18 protein-coding genes and 1 tRNA gene are annotated in these 18,352 nt (G+C 64.0%); 13 read left to right on the top strand and 6 right to left on the bottom strand.

Annotated elements, in window-relative coordinates; all coding sequences use genetic code 11:
• The first annotated feature begins 99 nt into the window (after nt 1–99).
• The 4 genes from BVH01_RS22410 (at nt 100) to BVH01_RS22425 (ending at nt 2,950) form a co-directional block, all read left to right on the top strand.
• Nucleotides 100–996: a LysR substrate-binding domain-containing protein gene (locus tag BVH01_RS22410; RefSeq protein ID WP_075932437.1), complete on the top strand. Its 897-nt coding sequence runs from the start codon at nt 100–102 to the stop codon at nt 994–996.
• Between the two features lie 255 nt (nt 997–1,251).
• The gene (locus BVH01_RS22415; RefSeq protein WP_075932438.1) at nt 1,252–1,920 is read left to right on the top strand and encodes a CsgG/HfaB family protein; all 669 of its coding nucleotides are present in this window, start codon (nt 1,252–1,254) and stop codon (nt 1,918–1,920) included.
• 14 nt (nt 1,921–1,934) lie between these two features.
• Nucleotides 1,935–2,282: a DUF4810 domain-containing protein gene (locus tag BVH01_RS22420; protein ID WP_027906510.1), complete on the top strand. Its 348-nt coding sequence runs from the start codon at nt 1,935–1,937 to the stop codon at nt 2,280–2,282.
• Nucleotides 2,283–2,287: 5 nt separating this feature from the next.
• A complete protein-coding gene (locus BVH01_RS22425; protein ID WP_075932625.1) occupies nt 2,288–2,950 on the top strand; it encodes a DUF799 domain-containing protein in 663 nt (220 codons plus the stop codon).
• 45 nt (nt 2,951–2,995) lie between these two features.
• Here BVH01_RS22425 and BVH01_RS22430 read toward each other — a convergent pair whose 3' ends face one another.
• Entirely contained in the window at nt 2,996–4,549 is a 1,554-nt protein-coding gene (locus BVH01_RS22430; protein ID WP_075932439.1) for a sigma-54-dependent transcriptional regulator, read from the bottom strand.
• A 193-nt stretch (nt 4,550–4,742) separates the two neighbouring features.
• On the opposite strand from BVH01_RS22430, the gene phhA reads away from it, so the two are divergent.
• The 5 genes from phhA (at nt 4,743) to cobF (ending at nt 10,789) form a co-directional block, all read left to right on the top strand.
• A complete protein-coding gene (gene phhA / locus BVH01_RS22435) occupies nt 4,743–5,549 on the top strand; it encodes a phenylalanine 4-monooxygenase (RefSeq protein ID WP_256562822.1) in 807 nt (268 codons plus the stop codon).
• A gap of 107 nt (nt 5,550–5,656) precedes the next feature.
• Nucleotides 5,657–6,013 carry a 4a-hydroxytetrahydrobiopterin dehydratase gene (locus BVH01_RS22440; RefSeq protein ID WP_075932441.1) on the top strand — a complete coding sequence of 119 codons (357 nt, stop codon included), beginning with the start codon at nt 5,657–5,659 and terminating at the stop codon, nt 6,011–6,013.
• 191 nt (nt 6,014–6,204) lie between these two features.
• Complete coding sequence (locus tag BVH01_RS22445; protein ID WP_075932442.1) at nt 6,205–7,494, top strand: MFS transporter; 1,290 nt, start codon at nt 6,205–6,207, stop codon at nt 7,492–7,494.
• 88 nt (nt 7,495–7,582) lie between these two features.
• Nucleotides 7,583–9,850, top strand: coding sequence for a glucosylglycerol-phosphate synthase (ggpS, locus tag BVH01_RS22450; RefSeq protein ID WP_075932443.1), 2,268 nt, complete (start codon nt 7,583–7,585; stop codon nt 9,848–9,850).
• A gap of 174 nt (nt 9,851–10,024) precedes the next feature.
• Nucleotides 10,025–10,789, top strand: a complete 765-nt coding sequence (gene cobF, locus BVH01_RS22455; protein WP_075932444.1) for a precorrin-6A synthase (deacetylating) — start codon at nt 10,025–10,027, stop codon at nt 10,787–10,789.
• Nucleotides 10,790–11,053: 264 nt separating this feature from the next.
• Here cobF and prmB read toward each other — a convergent pair whose 3' ends face one another.
• Nucleotides 11,054–11,959, bottom strand: a complete 906-nt coding sequence (gene prmB / locus BVH01_RS22460) for a 50S ribosomal protein L3 N(5)-glutamine methyltransferase (RefSeq protein ID WP_075932626.1) — start codon at nt 11,957–11,959, stop codon at nt 11,054–11,056.
• A gap of 247 nt (nt 11,960–12,206) precedes the next feature.
• Between prmB and BVH01_RS22465 the strand changes: the two genes are divergently transcribed.
• The 3 genes from BVH01_RS22465 (at nt 12,207) to BVH01_RS22475 (ending at nt 13,812) form a co-directional block, all read left to right on the top strand.
• Entirely contained in the window at nt 12,207–12,806 is a 600-nt protein-coding gene (locus tag BVH01_RS22465) for a cysteine hydrolase family protein (protein WP_075932445.1), read from the top strand.
• A gap of 78 nt (nt 12,807–12,884) precedes the next feature.
• Nucleotides 12,885–13,208: a hypothetical protein gene (locus tag BVH01_RS22470; protein ID WP_075932446.1), complete on the top strand. Its 324-nt coding sequence runs from the start codon at nt 12,885–12,887 to the stop codon at nt 13,206–13,208.
• A 46-nt stretch (nt 13,209–13,254) separates the two neighbouring features.
• On the top strand, nt 13,255–13,812 hold the full coding sequence (locus BVH01_RS22475; protein WP_075932447.1) for a Smr/MutS family protein: 558 nt from the start codon (nt 13,255–13,257) through the stop codon (nt 13,810–13,812).
• Between the two features lie 90 nt (nt 13,813–13,902).
• Here the strand turns inward: BVH01_RS22475 and efp are convergent, their stop codons facing one another.
• The 4 genes from efp to BVH01_RS22495 form a co-directional block, all read right to left on the bottom strand.
• Nucleotides 13,903–14,475, bottom strand: coding sequence for an elongation factor P (gene efp, locus BVH01_RS22480; RefSeq protein WP_013791768.1), 573 nt, complete (start codon nt 14,473–14,475; stop codon nt 13,903–13,905).
• A 46-nt stretch (nt 14,476–14,521) separates the two neighbouring features.
• Nucleotides 14,522–15,646, bottom strand: a complete 1,125-nt coding sequence (gene earP / locus BVH01_RS22485) for an elongation factor P maturation arginine rhamnosyltransferase EarP (protein ID WP_075932448.1) — start codon at nt 15,644–15,646, stop codon at nt 14,522–14,524.
• Between the two features lie 33 nt (nt 15,647–15,679).
• A complete protein-coding gene (locus tag BVH01_RS22490; RefSeq protein ID WP_075932449.1) occupies nt 15,680–17,026 on the bottom strand; it encodes an MFS transporter in 1,347 nt (448 codons plus the stop codon).
• Nucleotides 17,027–17,210: 184 nt separating this feature from the next.
• Nucleotides 17,211–17,300 (bottom strand) — tRNA-Ser (locus BVH01_RS22495).
• A 334-nt stretch (nt 17,301–17,634) separates the two neighbouring features.
• On the opposite strand from BVH01_RS22495, the gene BVH01_RS22500 reads away from it, so the two are divergent.
• Nucleotides 17,635–18,324, top strand: a complete 690-nt coding sequence (locus tag BVH01_RS22500) for a crotonase/enoyl-CoA hydratase family protein (RefSeq protein WP_075932450.1) — start codon at nt 17,635–17,637, stop codon at nt 18,322–18,324.
• Nucleotides 18,325–18,352 lie beyond the last annotated feature (28 nt).

The raw sequence follows: 18,352 nt of genomic DNA on the forward strand, positions 1-18,352 counted from the left end.
GGCAGCATGCAATCCGATGAACGTTCCGAGAATCCGCATTTATTTAAGCCGGCGTTCGGCTATGCTGAACGCCATTTTCCAACTCGCCCTAGAGCCGCCATGCACTTCGACCTGCCAGACTTGCGCCTCTTCATCCATATCGCCGAATCGCCAAGCCTGACCCAGGGCGCACGCCGTGCCTCCCTGTCGCCAGCGGCGGCCAGCGCGCGCATCAAGGCGCTGGAAGGCCAGCTGGATACTCGCCTGCTGTACCGCGACAGCCGCGGCGTCGAGCTGACGCCGGCCGGCCAGCGTCTGCTGCAGCACGCGCGGCTGATCATGCGCCAGGTCGATTACCTGAAAAGCGAGTTCACCGAATACGGCAGCGATTCGGCCGGGCATATCCGCATCTTCGCCAACACCACGGCAGTGACAGAATTCCTACCCGAGGTGCTGGCTGGGTTCCTTGCCGAACGCCCCGGCGTGACGGTGGACCTGCAGGAGCGCCTGAGCCGCGATATCGTGCGTGGCGTGATCGACGGCGGCGCCGACCTGGGCATCATCGCAGGCCCGGTGGAAGCGGCCGGCCTGCAGGTGCTGCACTTCAGCACCGACCGCCTGGTGCTGGTAGTGCCGGCCGGCCATCCGCTGGCCGGCCGAGAACGCGTCAACCTGCGCGATACGCTGCAGTACCAGCACATCGGCCTGCACGACGGCAGCACCCTGCTGACCTTTTTGCGCGAGCATGTCGAGACCTTGGGCGGCACCCTGTCGCTGCGCATTCAGATGTCCAGCTTCGAAGCCATCTGCCGCATGGTCGAGGCCAACGTCGGCATCGGCATCATCCCCGAGTCCGCCGCCAGCCGGCACCGTCGCACCATGAAACTGCACACCATCGAACTCGACGAGCCTTGGGCCGTGCGCGAACGCAGCATGCTGGTACGCGATCTGGAGGCGCTGCCGGGCAGCGTGCGGGCGTTGATCGCAACCTTGCTGCCGCAGACCGAGTCCGGCTGACCTGGCAAGGCGCCACGAAGCGAATCTCATCACACTGGTGAGCGGCGTTGCTGGCAAAACGCCGGGCTGACCTCTAGAATCGCCGCCGCAGGAAGCAACCCGCGCCCCTTCCAGGGTCAGCGTCATGGATCGACTCTTCAAGCGCCCCGCGCCGCCGCCGCAAGTCCGTCCCATGCGTCATCCCTCGTGAAAGTGTCCGGCCGACAACTCCTGCCCGTTACAGGCTTGCCTGCCCACTCTGCAAACGAGATTCGTATGAACAAGATCATTACCGCTGGCCTCGCCGGCATGCTCGTACTGCTCACCGGCTGCGCCACCGAAAGCTCGCGCACGCTGGAAGTCGCCAAGGTCAACACCGCTACCAGCCAGTACAGCGGCCCGCGCAGCCCAATCGCCGTCGGCAAGTTCGATAACCGCTCCAGCTACCTGCGCGGCATCTTCAGCGACAGCGTCGACCGCCTTGGCGGGCAAGCCAAGACCATTCTGATCACCCACCTGCAGCAGTCCAATCGCTTCAACGTGCTGGATCGCGACAACCTCAGCGAACTGCAGCAGGAGTCGGGCTTCTCCAAGCAGGCTCAGCAGATCAAGGGCGCCAACTTCGTGGTCACCGGTGACGTGACCGAGTTCGGCCGCAAGGAAGTCGGTGACCACCAGCTGTTCGGCATCCTAGGCCGCGGCAAACAGCAGATCGCCTACGCCAAGGTGAATCTCAACATCGTCGATGTCGCCACCTCCGAAGTGGTGTATTCCAGCCAGGGCGCCGGCGAATACGCCCTGTCGAACCGCGAGATCATCGGCTTCGGCGGCACCGCCAGCTACGACTCCACCCTCAACGGTAAAGTGCTCGACCTGGCGATTCGCGAGGCCGTCAACAAGCTGGTCAGCGGCGTCGACAGCGGCGCCTGGCGCCCGGTCAAGTGAGCGAGGGGCGAACGATGAAATCTCCACTTCTGCTCACCACCGTATTGGCCGCCGCCCTACTGGGCGGCTGCGCGCAGCAACCCAAATCCCTCTACTACTGGGAGGGCTACCAGCAGCAGGTCTACCAGCGCTTCGAGAACACCACCGGCACCGAGGAGCAGATCGCCGCGCTGGAAGCCAGCGCACAGAAGGCGCGCGCCGCTGACCGCACCCTGCCACCGGGCTTCCATGCCCACCTCGGCATGCTCTACGCGGAGATCGGCAAGCCCGATCAGGTACGCCAGCAATTCGAAACCGAGAAAGCCCTGTTCCCCGAGTCCGCGCAGTACATGGACTTTCTGATGCGCAATATGGCCAAGTGACCGACATGCCTCTACTGACCTCTCTCAGAACCCTAGCGGCACTGGCCGCGCTCGCCCTGCTGGCCGGTTGCGCCACCCAGCAGCCCTACGACTACAGCGCCTTCAAGGAAAGCAGCCCGGCGTCCATACTGGTGCTGCCGCCAGTCAACAAGTCGCCGGACATCAAGGCCACCTTCAGCATGTACTCGCTGATCACCGCGCCCCTGAGCGAGGCCGGCTACTACGTGCTGCCGGTGGCAGTGGTCAACGAGACCTTCAAGCAGAACGGCATGGCCAACGCCGAAGAAATTCGCGAAGTCCCGCCGCAGAAGCTCTACGAGATCTTCGGTGCCGACACCGTGCTGTACATCGACGTGACCGAGTACGGCAGCAGCTACAAAGTGATCAGCAGCGAGGTGGCGGTGGCCGCCAGCGCCACCCTGGTCGACCTGCGCACCGGCAAGGAGCTGTGGAAAGGCATCGCCCGGGCCAGCAGCGCCGAGCAGCAGCAGAACAGCGGCGGCGGCTTGGCCGGCATCCTGATCACCGCGCTGGTCAATCAGGTGATGAACAGCCTGAACGATCGCGGCCATGAAATCGCCAGCATCACCAGTGCCCGCCTGCTGAGCAGCAACCCGGTCAACGGCATTCTGCCCGGCCCCCGCGCGCGGCCCGTCAGCGCTCGCTAAGGCCCGCCACACGAGCCCGTACCACCGGGCTCGTTTCTCTTCTTTCTACTCCTTGCCCACCCCATGTTCGCGCAGCTTGTTGGCGATGGTGGTGTGGGACACGCCCAGGCGCTTGCCGAGCAGGCGGCTGCTCGGGAATTCGCCGTGCAGGCGCTCCAGCACGGCTTTCTCGAAACGCCCGACGATGGCGTCCAGCCCGCCTTCCAGCGAGAAGTCGCCCAGCGGCTGCGCCGCGCCGTAACCCGGCAGGCGAATATGCTCAGGCTTGACCACCGCGCCCTCGCACAGCGACACCGCCTGGAACAGCACGTTCTCCAGTTGCCTAACATTGCCCGGCCAATGGTAACGGCCGAGCTTATCCAGCGCGGCGGGCGCCAGGCCTGGTAGCGGGCAGCCGATCTGTCGGCTGGCGCGGTCGAGAAAATGCTCGGCCAGAGGCTGCAGGCCATCCAGGCATTCACGCAGCGGCGGGATGTGCAGGCTCAGCACGTTGAGCCGGTGGTAAAGGTCTTCCCGGAATTCACCGCGAGCGCACAGCTCGGAAAGGTCGACCTGGGTGGCGCAGGTGACCCGGACGTCCAGGTAGACCTCCTCGTCGCTGCCGACTCGCCGGAAGCAGCCATCCTGCAGGAAGCGCAACAGCTTGGCCTGCAGACGCGGGCTCATTTCGCCGACGCCATCGAGAAACAGTGTGCCGCCTGCGGTCAGCTCCAGCAGACCCAGCTTGCCTTCGGCGCGGGCGCCCTCGAAGGCGCCGGGGCCGTAGCCGAACAGCTCGGTTTCGGCCATCGACTCTGGCAAACCGGCACAGTTGAGCGCCATAAATGGCGACTGCCCGCGTGGGCTGGCCAGGTGGCAGGCGCGGGCCAGCAACTCCTTGCCGGTTCCGGTTTCGCCTTCGATCAGCAGCGGTGCATCCAGCGGCGCCATGCGCCTCGCCTCGCGCACCACGGCCGCCATCATCCTGGAGCTCTGGAAGATGCTGTCGAAGCCACGCAGCTCCTGCTTGCGCACCTGATAGATACGCTCGCCAACGCGGTCGGCGCGGTGCAGGGTCAGCACTGCGCCGGCCATGGCTTCGCTGTCTTCGTGCTCTCTCTGCAGCGGCGCGATATCGGCGAGAAACACATCGCCGCAGACTTTCACCCGCAGCCCGTTGATGCGCGAGCGATTGGCCCGCACCAGCTCCGGCAAATCGAAATCCTCGACGTAGCGCGACAGCGCGATGCCCGGCACCTCGTCCACGCGCACGCCGAGCAGCGCTGCTGCGGCCCGATTGGCGGCGACGATGCTGCCGCCCATGTCGACGGACAGCACCGGGAATTCCAGGGCGCCGAGCAGCGCGTTTAGTTCCAAGTGCCTGCGCTCACTGGGCATCAACCCCACACGCTTGACGCCGAACACACCGGTGATGGCCTCGAACTTGGCGCGCAGGGCCTGGAATTGCAGATTGATCAGGTTGGGGCAATGCAGGTAGATGGCGTTGCCCTGTTCACCGCCAACCTCGCCACGGGCGACGTTGATGCCGTAGTCGACCAGCAGTTCGAGGATGTCACGCAGGATGCCCACACGGTTCTGGCAATGGATCTTGATACGCATGACGGCCGCTCTTGTTATTTTCGTCAAGGTTTCTTGCCAGTCTAGAGGAAGCTGCCAAGCCAGGAACAGGCTTTCCCGCGTGACGTAATGCTTTCTTTACGAAAACCGCCATCCACCCGCTCGCGCCGGTCGCGCGCAGCCGCGCAAGGCAAGCGTGCGTGGGGCATGCTCAGGCCAGCCACGACCAGAACGGATGTGCAGGGAGATCACCAAGATGAAAGCCAGCCAGTACGTTGCCAGGCAGCCTGACGCGAACGGCTTCATTGACTACAGCGAGGTCGAGCATCGCACCTGGCAGACCCTCATCGAACGCCAACTCAAGGTGATCGAGCCCCGCGCCTGCCAGGAGTATCTTGACGGCATCGACAAGCTCGCCCTGCCCCGTGACCGGATTCCCCAACTGCCGGACATCAACCGCGTGCTGCAGGCCGCCACCGGCTGGCAGGTCGCCCAGGTGCCGGCGCTGATTCCCTTTCAGCGCTTCTTCGAACTGCTCGCCAACAAGCAGTTTCCGGTGGCCACCTTCATCCGCACGGTGGAGGATCTGGACTACCTGCAGGAGCCGGATATCTTTCACGAGATCTTCGGCCACTGCCCGCTGCTGACCAATCCCTGGTTCGCCGAATTCACCCATACCTACGGGCGCCTGGGGCTGGCCGCCAGCCCGCAGGAACGGGTATTCCTGGCACGCCTGTACTGGATGACCATCGAGTTCGGTCTGGTCGATACCCCGGCCGGCCGACGCATCTACGGCGGCGGCATTCTCTCCTCGCCCAGAGAAGCGGTGTATTGTCTATCCGGCGAGCCGGAGCACCAGCCGTTCGACCCCTTGGAGGCGATGCGCACGCCCTATCGCATCGACATCCTGCAGCCGCTGTACTTCGTGCTGCCGGATCTGCAACGGCTGTTCGCCCTGGCGCAACAGGACATCATGAGCCTGGTGCACGAGGCCATGGTGCTCGGTCTGCATGCACCGAAATTTCCGCCCAAGGCGGCCTGACAACCTGCTCACGATCTGCTGCGCGGCGGCACTTCTGCGCCAGCCAAGCCCGGGCGAGGCGCCGCCGCCAGATGCTCATCTACCACCTGTGAACTCGAGGAAACCCCATGACCGCACTGTCCAAAGCCACTTGCGAAGCCTGCAGCGCCGATGCGCCCAAAGTCAGCGAGGCCGAACTGGCACAGCTGATCAAGGAAATCCCGGACTGGAACATCGAGGTTCGCGACGGCGTGATGCAGCTCGAGCGCGCCTATGCCTTTCGCACCTTCAAGCATGCGCTGGCCTTCACCAATGCGGTGGGCGAAATCGCCGAGAGCGAGAACCACCACCCGTCCCTACTCACCGAATGGGGCAAGGTCACCGTCACTTGGTGGAGCCATTCGATCAAGGGCCTGCACCGCAACGATTTCGTCATGGCGGCACGCACCGACGAGCTGGCGAGGGTGGCCGAAGGGCGCAAGTGAGATGCCCCGTAAACGGGAAAAATTCGCTCGCGTACGCACCGAGCTGGTGCCTTTCACTGCTCCGAAAAACCGAAAGACCGTTCGTCGGAAAAAATACACCTTAAATATCATATAGATATAAAACAACCTCAGAGATCACTGGCGCGCTTCCTGCTTGCCATCACCGGCATAGTTCCCTAGGGTTGTTCGCCATGTGGTCCTTGATTGCCCCTATCAGCTCGTTGCTGGGTGGGGTCGCGTTACTCCTCCTCGGCAACGGTCTGCTCAACACCCTACTGACTCTGCGTGGCGTCGCCGAAGGCTACTCCACCGGAATGCTCGGCCTGATCATGTCCGGGTACTTCGTCGGTTTCCTGCTCGGCACCTGGCTGGCGATTCCGCTGGTGCGTCGCGTTGGGCATATCCGTGCCTTCTCCTTCTGCGCCGCCCTGGCCGCCATCACCGCCCTGCTCCATGTGCTGATCGTCGACCCCTGGGTGTGGCTCGGTTTGCGGGTGCTCTACGGCCTGGCGTTGGTCAGCCTGTACATGGTCATCGAGAGCTGGCTCAACGCCCAGGTTCCCAACGACAAGCGCGGGCAGATGTTCGCCGTGTACATGGCGGTCAACCTAGGCGCCCTGGCGGCCGCCCAGCAACTGCTGAACCTGGCCGACCCGGCTGACTTCCTGCTGTTCGCCCTGGCGGCGATGCTGATCAGCGCAGCGCTTATGCCCATCACCCTGACCCGCCAGGCGCAGCCCAACGTGCCCGATACCCTGCACACCAACCTGGGTGCCATCGTCGGCATCGCGCCGCTGTCGATTGCCGCGGCCGGCCTTTCCGGCCTGGCACTGGGTGCGTTCTGGGGCATGGCGCCGGTGTATGCCAGCCTCAACGGCTTCGACGCCGCCGGGGTCGGCCTGATGATGAGCGCGACCATTCTCGGTGGCGCGCTGCTGCAATGGCCGATCGGGCGCTTTTCCGATACCCACGACCGGCGCTGGGTGCTGTTCTGGGTGGTCAGCACGGCGGTCATCGTCGCCCTGGTGATGAGCTTGCTGCCCGCTGGCCGCCCGTTGCTGGGATTGATGTTCCTGTTCGGCGGGCTGTCGTTCGCCATTTACCCCATCGCCGTGGCGCAGCTGATCGACCAGTTGCACAGCGACGAAATCCTTTCCGGCTCCAGCAGCCTGCTGATGGTCAACGGCATCGGCTCGGTATGCGGCCCGCTGCTCGCCGGCCTGCTCATGCAATACAGCGGCGCGGCGGCATTGCCGCTGTACTTCGCCGCCACCCTGGGCTTGCTGGCGGCCTACACCTTCTATCGCCTGCGTCACGTCAGCGACCTGGTCGCCGGTGAACAGGCGCACTTCGTGCCGATGCTGCGCACCAGCCACACCGTGCTGGAGCTGATGCCCGATGCCCCGCCGTCTGCGGATGACGTCGATTCGGACAACGATCACACCGGTGACGAGCGGGAGCCCGTCACCACTTCGTCGTAGGCACACGCACGCCTACATAACAGAGGCGCCAACAAGGTGCCCGTTTTGCTCGCCGGTCGATGCCGGCGCTTTGACAGGGAGACAGCCCATGCTACTTGCTACCGATCTCGATGGAACCTTTCTGGCCGGTGATCCCGAGGACCGCCTGAGCCTCTACCAAACCATCGCCGCCCACCCGGAAATCCAGCTGGCCTACGTCACCGGGCGCAGCCTCGAAGCGGTCCTGCCGCTGCTCGCCGACCCCACCCTGCCGCAACCGGACTTCATCATCGCCGACGTCGGCGCCACCTTCGTGCATGGCGACAGCCTGCAACCGATCCAGCAGCTGCAGGGCCGGGTCGACGCCCGCTGGCCCGGCGAAAGCCAGGTCGCCCAGGCACTGGAAGGCTTCGGCCTGGAACGCCAGGACGTGCCTCAGGCGCGCCGCTGCTCGTACTTCTGCACGCCCGAGCAGGCCGCCGATCCGACCTTGGCTCAGGTCGCAGAAACGCTAGGTTGCGATCTGCTGTATTCCGCGGATCGCTACCTCGACTTTCTGCCCAAGGGCGTCAACAAGGGCACCAGCCTCAAGGCGCTGGTCGGCTGGTTGGGGCTCGATGACGGCGAGGTGCTGGCCTGCGGCGACACCCTGAATGACCTGAACATGCTCGACGGCACCTACAAGGGCGTTTGCGTGGGCGAATCCGAGCCCAACCTGATCAAGGCCACCGAGCATCAGTCGTGGATCCTGCATGCGGACCGCCCCGGCTGCGGCGGCATTCTGCAGGCCTTCGTGCATTTCGGCTTTCTTGGCGAGCACGGCATCGCCGCGGAAAAACGCACCGCCACCAAGCCGGGTCGCGCCGAGCTGGTGATGGTCTATCACCGCCTGCCCTACGAGGAACATCGCGGCGCGGACGGCAAGGTGCAGCGCCGACGCCCCACTTCGCCCAACGGCATCATCCCGACCCTGATGAGTTTCTTCGGCGACTCGCGCCCGGGTTCCTGGGTCGCCTGGGCCGTCGACGAAGGCGGCGACGAGCCGTTCGAAACCCACACCACCGTGGATGCCGAGCGCTACCCGAAACTCACCGCTGCCCGGGTGGCGCTGAGCAAGCGGGAAGTCGACATCTTCTACAAGCGCTTCTCCAAGGAAGCCTTCTGGCCGACGCTGCACACCTTCTGGGAGCGCGCGCGCTTTGACGAGGATGACTGGCAGGTGTTTCTCAAGGTCAACCGCGCCTTCGCCGAGCGCACCGCCAAGGAAGCCGCGGAAGGCGCCGTGGTGTGGCTGCACGACTACAACCTGTGGATGGTGCCGGGCTACCTGCGCGAGCTGCGCCCGGACCTGCGCATCGCCTTCTTTCACCACACCTACTTCCCTTCGGCGGACGTGTTCAACGTGCTGCCGTGGCGCCGGCAGATCATCGGCAGCCTGCTGCAGTGCGATTACATCGGCTTTCATATCCCGCGCCAGGTGGAGAACTTCGTCGACGTGGCCCGTGGCGTCACGCCGCTGCAGACCGTCAGCCGGCAGAACTGCGCGCCGCGCTTCGTCACCTACGGCTGCGCCGTTGGCTTGGAGCGAATGACCACCGCGGTGGACACCGGCAGCCGGGTGGTCAAGCTCGGCGCCCATCCGGTCGGCCTGGATATCGACCGGGTACGCAACGCCCTGGCCCAGGACAAGACCCGCGAGCAGATGGCCAACCTGCGCGATGAGCTGAGCGGCATCAAGCTGATCCTGTCGGTCGAGCGCCTGGATTACACCAAAGGCATCCTGGAGAAACTGCAGGCCTACGAGCGCCTGCTGGCCGACAACCCGGAGCTGCACAAGAAAATCACCCTGGTCAGCATCTGCGTACCGGCAGCGCGCGAGATGACCATCTACGACGAACTGCAATCGCAGATCGAACAGGCGGTGGGGCGCATCAACGGCCGCTTCGCACGGGTCGGCTGGACGCCCGTGCAGTTCTTCTTCCGCAGTTTCCCGTTCGACGAGGTGGTGGCCTGGTACGCCATGGCCGACGTGATGTGGATCACCCCGCTGCGCGACGGCCTCAACTTGGTGGCCAAGGAATTCATCGCCACCCAGGGGCTGACCGACGGCCAGGGCGTGCTGGCGCTATCGGAATTCGCCGGTGCCGCCGCCGAACTCAAGGGCGCCCTGCTGACCAACCCTCACGACACCGCCGACCTGGCGCAAACCTGCTACCTGGCGCTGAACATGCCCAAGGCCGAAGCCCGGGCTCGGCTGCGCGAGCTGTTCGATATCGTCAGCTACAACGACATCCGCCGCTGGGGTGACGAGTTCCTGGCCGGCGTCGCCGAGCCGGAGCATGAGGCGGAAAATGTCCTGCGCCTGGCGGCTGGCTAACCACCAGTAGCCTGGCGTCGAGCGAAGCGATACCCAGGGCAAGGATCTGCAGCCAGAAGTGTGCAGCCTGCCGAGATACCGCCCCTGCGCATCGCTTCGCTCGGCAGCAGGCTACGGTCTGTCGTGATGACGAACTGATATGCTGCGCGCCATCGCAAGTACGAGACGCGCAGCATGAACGACATCCTGATCATCGGTATCGGCGCCGGTGACCCCGATTACCTCACCACCCAGGCGATCAAGGCCCTTAACCGCGCCGACGTGTTCTTCATCCTCGACAAGGGCGAAGCCAAGGACAAGCTGATCGCCCTGCGCCGCCTTATCCTCGATCGCTATATCGCGCCGGGCCGCCAGTACCGCGTTCTGGAAGCCACCAACCCGGAGCGCGAGCGTGACGTGGCGAACTACGACGCCAGCATCGACAGCCTCAATCGCGACAAGCAGGCGGTGTTCGAGCAGTTGCTCGGCCAGCTGCAAGAGGGCGAAACCGGCGCCTTTCTGGTCTGGGGCGACCCGTCGCTGTACGACAGCACCATGCGTATCCTCGATGGCGTGATCGCTGGCGGCCGGTCCCTCGCCTACGAGGTGATCCCCGGCATCACCAGCGTGCAAGCCCTCACCGCGCGTCACCGCATTCCCCTCAACCAGATCGGCCGTGCCGTGCAGATCACCACTGGCCGCCGCCTGCGTGAAGGCTGGCCAGCGGGCGTGGACAGCGTGGTGGTGATGCTCGACGCCCAGGACAGCTATCGCCAGGTGATCGACGAAGACCTGCACATCTACTGGGGCGCCTACGTCGGTACGCCGGACGAGATCCTGATCGCCGGCAAGCTGGCGGAGGTGGCCGAGCAGATCGCCACGACCCGCGCGGCAGCGCGTGAAGCCAACGGCTGGATCATGGACAGTTATCTGCTGCGCCGTGGCGGGCGGGAGGCCTGATCGCGGACTCGCGGATATCGACCGTCTGCAGCCTGTCGCTTGGCTGTTCGACCGCTACAAGGCAGGAGCAGACTCTCAAACCAACCTGTGGGAGCCCCGACCTCGGGGCGAAACGATTGCAGCCTGACTGCCTATTTCGGCGGTGCCTGAGCGATTCGCCGCGAGGTCGCGGCTCCCACAATGGATCGGATAACGGCCGCTCCCGCCACGTAGCGGCCGGTCAGGCGACTTTTGTTTCGAGCTGGCCGATCAAGAAGATTCGCCTCAGCAGCGCTCGCGAAACAGCGCCTGGTGCTCGCGGCACTGTTCGGCCGAGAGCATGAACACGCCGTGGCCGCCGCGGGCGAAATCCAGCCAGGCGAAATCCACCTCCGGATACAGCGCTTCGACGTGCACCTGGCTGTTGCCCACCTCGACGATCAGCAAGCCTTTCTCGGTGAGATGATCGGCCGCTTCGGCGAGCATCCGTCGCACCAGATCCAGCCCATCGTCGCCACAGGCCAGGCCCATTTGCGGCTCGTGCTGATACTCGGCCGGCATGTCGGCGAAATCCTCGGCGTCCACATAAGGCGGGTTGGAGACGATCAGGTCGAAGCGCTGACCCGGCAGGCCGGCGAAACCATCGCCTTGCACGGTATAGACGCGCTCGTCGAGCCCGTGACGCTCGATATTTCGATTGGCCACTTCCAGCGCTTCGAAGGACAGATCGCCGAGCACCACTTCGGCGTCGAGGAACTCGTAGGCGCAGGCGATGCCGATGCAGCCCGAGCCCGTGCACAGGTCGAGGATCCGCGCGGGCTCGCCGGCCAGCCAGGGACTGAAACGCTGCTCGATCAACTCGCCGATCGGTGAGCGTGGCACCAGAACGCGCTCGTCGACGATGAACGGCAAACCGCAGAACCAGGCTTCGCCCAACAGGTAGGCAGTGGGCACCCGATCTTCGATACGGCGCTTGAGCAAGGTTTGCAGATGCAGGTGCTCGTCGTCTTCCAGGCGACAATCGAGATAGCCGTCGGCGATTTCCCAAGGCAGGTGCAGCGCGCCGAGCACCAACTGCCGGGCTTCGTCCCAGGCATTGTCGGTGCCGTGCCCGAAGAACAGCTCTTCGGCCTGAAAACGGCTCACCGCCCAACGAATGTAGTCACGCAGCGTGCGCAGGCGGGTATTCAGGGCTGGGCGGGCATCGGTCACAGAATGGCTCCGGGCAAAAGGCGTTAGTTTAGCAGGCCGGCCCAGGCATTCCAGCGCCCGACAGAGGATTGCCAGCCCTTCGCGCGCCTCCGCACCCTGGCAAGCTGAAACGATTCTGCTGGCACCGCTGCGCTCGTGGGCAGCAATACAACCAACAGAGAGGTTCACAGCAGCGTCGTAGAGGCGGACAATATGCACCGTTAACCGCGCCAGCAAGGAGTCGTACATGTCGTCCCACCCGCAAACGTTCTATCAGCTCACCGGCCGCGGCCACGCCCCCGCCAACCTGAGCAATGCGACCCTGCTGGTCATCGATGCACAGGAAGAATATCGCAGCGGCGTGGTGCAACTGCCCGGCCTCGATGCTGCGCTGGTGGAGATCGCTAAGCTGCTGGACGCCGTGCGCGCCCAGGGCGGCGCCATCGTGCACATCAAGCACTTGGGCATTCCCGGGGGCCTGCTCGACCCGCGCGGCCCACGTGGCGATCACCTGCCTGAAGTGGCGCCGCTGCCCGCTGAGATCGTCGTCGAGAAGCGCATGCCGAACGCCTTTTCCGGCACCGAGCTGCACGAGAAGCTGCAATCCCTCGGCCACCTGGATCTGATCGTCTGCGGCTTCATGACCCACTCGAGCATCAGCACCACCATCCGCGCCACCAAGGATTACGGCTACCGCTGCACAGTGGTGGACGCCGCCTGCGCCACCCGCGACCTGCCGACCCCCGACGGCAAGGTGATCAGCGCCGCCGACATGCATCGCGTGGAAATGATCGCCCTGGCCGACAACTTCGCTGCCTGGGTGCCGGACGCCAACGCTCTGCTGTAAAACGCCCTGCGCCGCGTTGTTTTGAACCCGCTACTACACTGCCAGTCATAGCGAGAAGATCCTTCAAGGAATTAGCGCATGAAGCAAACAGACGGTTTCAAGGCCAGCCAACTACGCCCCAGGCGCCCGGGCAGCTTGCGGTTGCGCTTCGCCGCTTACCTGACGGCGCTCATCGCGGTACTCGGCATTCTGCTCATGATGGCGGGCGCCTCGACCATGCTGGGCCGCCCGCCGGCCCTGGGCAACCTCAACGATTCGACCACCGACGCCAGCGTGCTGCTGGTGCTCGGGCTGTTGCTGTTCTGGGGCGGCGTGGTGGGCTGGCGCAAATCACGTCGCCGCATGCGTCAGCGCAAGGCCGACCTGGCGATGTCTCCGCAGCTGATGAAGAAACGCGACTGACCCGCCCTGCGCCGCTTGGTAAACTGGGCGCCCGTGCGGAGGCCCCATGCAAGACGACGACCTTTCCCTGTTCAAAGCCCAGCTGCAAGGCGTGAAGCCGATCAAGCACGATCGCGCCGACACCGGTAAGCCCAAGAGCGATCGTGCGCGCCTGGCCACCTTGCGCCAGGCAGCCACGCAACGTACCGACACCATCAAGGTCGATGGCCTGTCCGATCAGTTCGTCATCGACGTCGGCGCCGAAGACGCGCTCTTCTGGGCGGGCAACGGCGTGCAGGACGGCCAGATGCGCAAGCTCAAACTCGGCCAGATTCCCTTCGACGGTAGCCTCGATCTGCACGGCATGAGCGTCGAGAAGGCCCGCGACACCCTTTGGGAGTTTCTCGCCGAAGCCACCAAGCTGGAAATCCGCTGCGTGCGGGTGACCCACGGCAAGGCGGTACGCACCGATGGCCGCAAGCCGATGATCAAGAGCCACGTGAACACCTGGCTGCGCCAGCATCCGCAGGTGCTGGGTTTTGCCTCCTGCGTGGCCAAGCACGGGGGCACGGGGGCGGTCTATGTGATGCTCAAGCGCACCATGATGGATGGTCGTGACGACTGATCGCTCGATCGCCTTCCCCACGAAGCGCTGATCGCAGCGCATAAAAAACCCGGCGCCAGGCCGGGTTTTTCAGTACAGCGCAGAGCTGAATCAGGCCGGCGCTTTGGCGCGGGACTTGTACTCGCCGGTACGGGTATCGATCTCGATCCAGTCGCCGATTTCGCAGAAGTCGGCAACCTTCACTTCGGTACCGTTGTTCAGCTTGGCAGGCTTCATCACCTTGCCGGAAGTGTCGCCACGAGCGGAACCTTCGGTGTAGGCCAGCTGACGCACGATGGTGGTCGGCAGGTCGACGGAGATTACCTTGCCTTCGAAGAACACGGCTTCGCAGACGTCGTTCATGCCTTCTTCGATGAACGGCAGAACGCTTTCCAGGTCTTCGGCGCGCAGCTCGTAAGAGTTGTACTCCGGATCCATGAACACGTAGTCGTCGCCACTGATGTAGGACAGGTTCACTTCCTTGCGCTCAAGGATGACCGGCTCCATCTTGTCGTCGGCTTTGTAGACGGTTTCGGTCTTGGAGCCGTTGATCAGGTTCTTCAGCTTCATCTTGACGATGGCGCTGTTACGACCGGACTTGGTGAACTCGGCCTTCTGGATCAGCCATGGCTGGCCATCAATCAGGGCCACGCTGTTAGGCTTCATTTCTTGTGCGGTTTTCATACGAATATCCGGATCTGAATGGATTTACAAAATTCGAGGCCGCGTATCATAGCCAATTTCGGTAAAACTGCACCAGCGCTGCGGCAAGATCTGCACGTACCGCCTGGCGCCTGGCCCACGCCCGTGCGTGGGCGGCCAGTTCATCGGCGCATTGCAGCCAGGCTTCCCAGCCCGGCGCCATGTCCTCTCCCGCGTTCCAGGCCTGCCACACCGCGCGCAAAGCCGCCTGGGCCTCGCCTGAAAACCCTTGGCAGTAAAGGGCCATGAAAGCGTCGAGCTTTTCAAGGTGCGCACCGTCCTGCTGCGGGTAGATGTGCCAGACCAGCGGCCGGCCCGCCCATTGCGCACGCACGAAGGAATCCTCGCCGCGCACCAGGTTGAGGTCGCAGCACCAGAGCAACGCGTCGTACTGCTCCTGCTGCATGAAGGGCAGCAGCTGCACGCTCAAGGCGCCGCGCCGTATGATCTGACCGGGCTCGAGCGGCGAGCCTGCCCAATGCTGCAAGTCGCCAAGAATCCGCCCCTCCGGCACCAGCAGATGGGTCGGGATATCAGCGCCCGCCAAGGCATCCAGCCAGCTCTCTAACGCAGCGTTTTCATAGGCAAACAGGGAAACCAAGCGGGCACTGGCGCCAGGGCTGACGCCTAGCGAAGCGAGAAACCGCGCGCGCGCCTCGGCGCTTCTCTGCAGCCTGTCGCGCGCAGCGAGCAGCCCGCTCTCGCGCAGCAGCCCGCCCGTGCCGGCGGTAAAGCCTGGAAAGAAGAAGAACTTCTGCAGGCCGCTGCCCTGCATCGACGGCAGGCCGTGGCAACCCTCGACCCAGCTCTCGGCACTCAGGTATTCCAGATTCAGCCAGAGCACGGGCCTCGTGCGCGCGGCCATCGCCGCCACGTAGTCGTCTGGCAGATCGCATGCGAAGGCTTCGATCACCACATCCGCTGGCTCGACAGCCTGACAGGTCTGCGGCCAATGGCGCACCTCGACCCCGCTCAGTAGCTGGCAATCGGAATCAGCATCGGCCTGCGGGCAGATACGCGCCAGCGCCGCCAGATCATCGACCCACAGACGCACTTCAGCGCCCTGCTCGGCCACCAGTTGCCGAGCCAGACGCCAGGTCACGCCGATATCGCCGTAGTTATCGACGACGCGGCAAAAAATGTCCCATTTCATGGCCGCACGCCCCTCATTCGATGCTTTTCACCTTCAGGCTTGAAGCCCACCTTCGCGCTCCCGGGCGTCCATCGTCATATCGACCACCGGCTCGGCGACCTCGACACCGGGCACTACGTCGGAAAGGTCCTCCATACGCTCGTGCTCGAGCGCGCCCTGGACCAGGTCCTCGGTCACCCGCAGCTCCGCACCCACCATCGAGGCGGGCGTCGCCGGCTCGAATGGTGCCACAGGCTGCGGCGCCGGGCGCAGCTTGCGACGCCAGAAAAACAACAGCACCAGGCAACCGTTGAGCAGGCTGAAGGCCAGGAACAAACCGGCGTCGCCGTCGTGCTCCATCAGCGGCGAAATCATCAGCGGGCTGATCGCCGAGCCCAGGGAATTGATCAGCAGCAGCCCCTGCACCATGCGCACCAGCGCGCCAGCCGGCGCCCGGTCAGCGGCATGGCTGACCGCCACCGGATAGACGGCGAACACCCCGCCCCCCAGCAGGAACAGCAACACCATGAGCAGCAGCGGCGATGACGGCAGAATCATGATCGCCAGCGAAATCAGCAGGCAGAACAGGCTCAGCACGATCAGCACGCTCTGCCGATCATGCTGGTCGGACCAGCGCCCCACCGGGTATTGCAGCAGCATGGCGCCGAGAATCACGCTGGCCATCATCTGCCCGACCTCGCTGACGCTCATGCCGACGCGCTGCAGGTACAGCGGCAGCAGCGAATAGACCGCCGCAATGGCGATACCGGAGCCGAAGCAGCCAATCACCCCGGTCGGGGTCATGCGGATCAACTGATGGGGCAGCAGCGGTTCGACCTTTTCCACCAGCGGCGTGACCCGCGGAATGATGCCCATGGGCAGCACCGACAACGACGCCAGGAGCCCCGCCACCATGAACGGCGCGGTCTCGCCCCAGGCATCGATGGCGCCGAGCTGCAGTTGGCCAAGCATGCCGGAGCCGTACAGCGCCATCATGTACAACGCCAGCAGGCGACCACGCACCTTCTGGTCGCCCGCCAGGAGCATCCAGCTTTCGACGACGAGAAACACCCCGAGAATCGACCAGCCGGCGATCAGCCGGAAGACGAACCAGGCCCAAGGGTCGAAGAACAGCCCCTGCAACAACACGCTCACCGCCGTCAGCGAAGCGAAACTGCTGTAGGCGCGGATATGGCCGATGCGCAGGATCAGCCGGTCATTGAACAACGCCCCCAGGGTCAGGCCGATGAAATAGGACGCCGACACGATACCGATCACCGTCGCCGACACCCCGGCCGCGTCCAGGCGCAGCGTGGTCAGCGATGATATGAAGCCGTTACCGATACTGATGATGAACAAACCGAGCAAGGGCCCCAGCGCCATGCCAAGCAATTGCGACATAAAAACCTCGAAGCGATGACGCCGAGAGAGGCGCATCGAGAAAAGAATGCTGTTGCCGTTACCCGGCCCTCACGCGCGAGCGCCCAACGCTCGGCTGAGTGAAGATACATGCGAGGAAAGGACGCCAAACGCCAAAAACCCCGAGAACCTTTCGGCTTTCGGGGTTTTTGGTTTTGTTCGAAAGTGGCGGTGAAGAAGGGATTCGAACCCTTGATACGATTTCTCGTATACACACTTTCCAGGCGTGCTCCTTCAACCGCTCGGACACTTCACCGGATCTCGCCAGACGCGCTGTCTGTCGAGGCGCGCTAATGTAATCGAAGGTTTGCCCAAACGCAAAACTTTTTTCAAAAGATTCATGCGCTTAAGCCATCGGGAACAATAGCCAGCCTGCTCCGTTGACGGAGCAAGGCACCCAGCAGCGTCAGGCGCCGGGCAAAGCAGCCTGCAAATATGGGCAGTGGTGATCCGTCCACTCCATCATCGGCGCGATCGAGCGACAGCCTGTTTGCCTGCCGCCACCCTGACTCTACGGTCACCCTTCGTGCTTTACCGGATCACGGCGGATGGGTAACGTCAGCCGCACATTTCACAACAAGGAGTCGACCATGAGCGACCTGATCAGCTACCAACTCGATGACGGCATCGCCACGCTGACTCTCAACAACGGCAAGGTCAATGCCATCTCGCCGGCGGTGATCGAGGCCTTCAATGCGGCCCTTGACCGGGCCACCCAGGACAAGGCCATCGTCATCCTTACCGGGCAGCCGGGTATTCTCTCCGGTGGCTATGACCTCAAGGTGATGACCTCCGGCCCGCAGAATGCCATCGACCTGGTCGCCGCCGGCTCGACGCTGGCCAGGCGCATGCTCGCCCATCCGTACCCGATCATCGCCGCCTGCCCCGGCCATGCAGTGGCCAAGGGCGCCTTTCTGCTGCTTTCCAGTGACTACCGCATCGGCGTCGAAGGCGCCTTTACCATCGGCCTCAACGAAGTGCAGATCGGCATGACCATGCACCACGTCGGCATCGAACTGGCCCGAGATCGTCTGCGCAAGTCCGCCTTCCATCGCTCGGTGATCAACGGCGAGATGTTCGACCCGCAAGGCGCCGTCGATGCCGGCTTCCTCGACAAGGTGGTGCCGGTCGAGCAACTGCTGGCGACCGCCCAGGCCGTGGCGGCGCAGTTCAAGAAGATCAACATGAACGCGCACCGCAAGACCAAGCTCAAGGTGCGCGCAGCGCTACTGGAAACCCTCGATAAGGCGATCGAGCTGGACAAGCAGCATTCGCTGTAAGCCAGCCGTGAAAAAACCGCTCACGCGG

Origin of the sequence: Pseudomonas sp. PA1(2017), from assembly GCF_001945375.1 — a bacterium.
Classification (GTDB): domain Bacteria; phylum Pseudomonadota; class Gammaproteobacteria; order Pseudomonadales; family Pseudomonadaceae; genus Aquipseudomonas.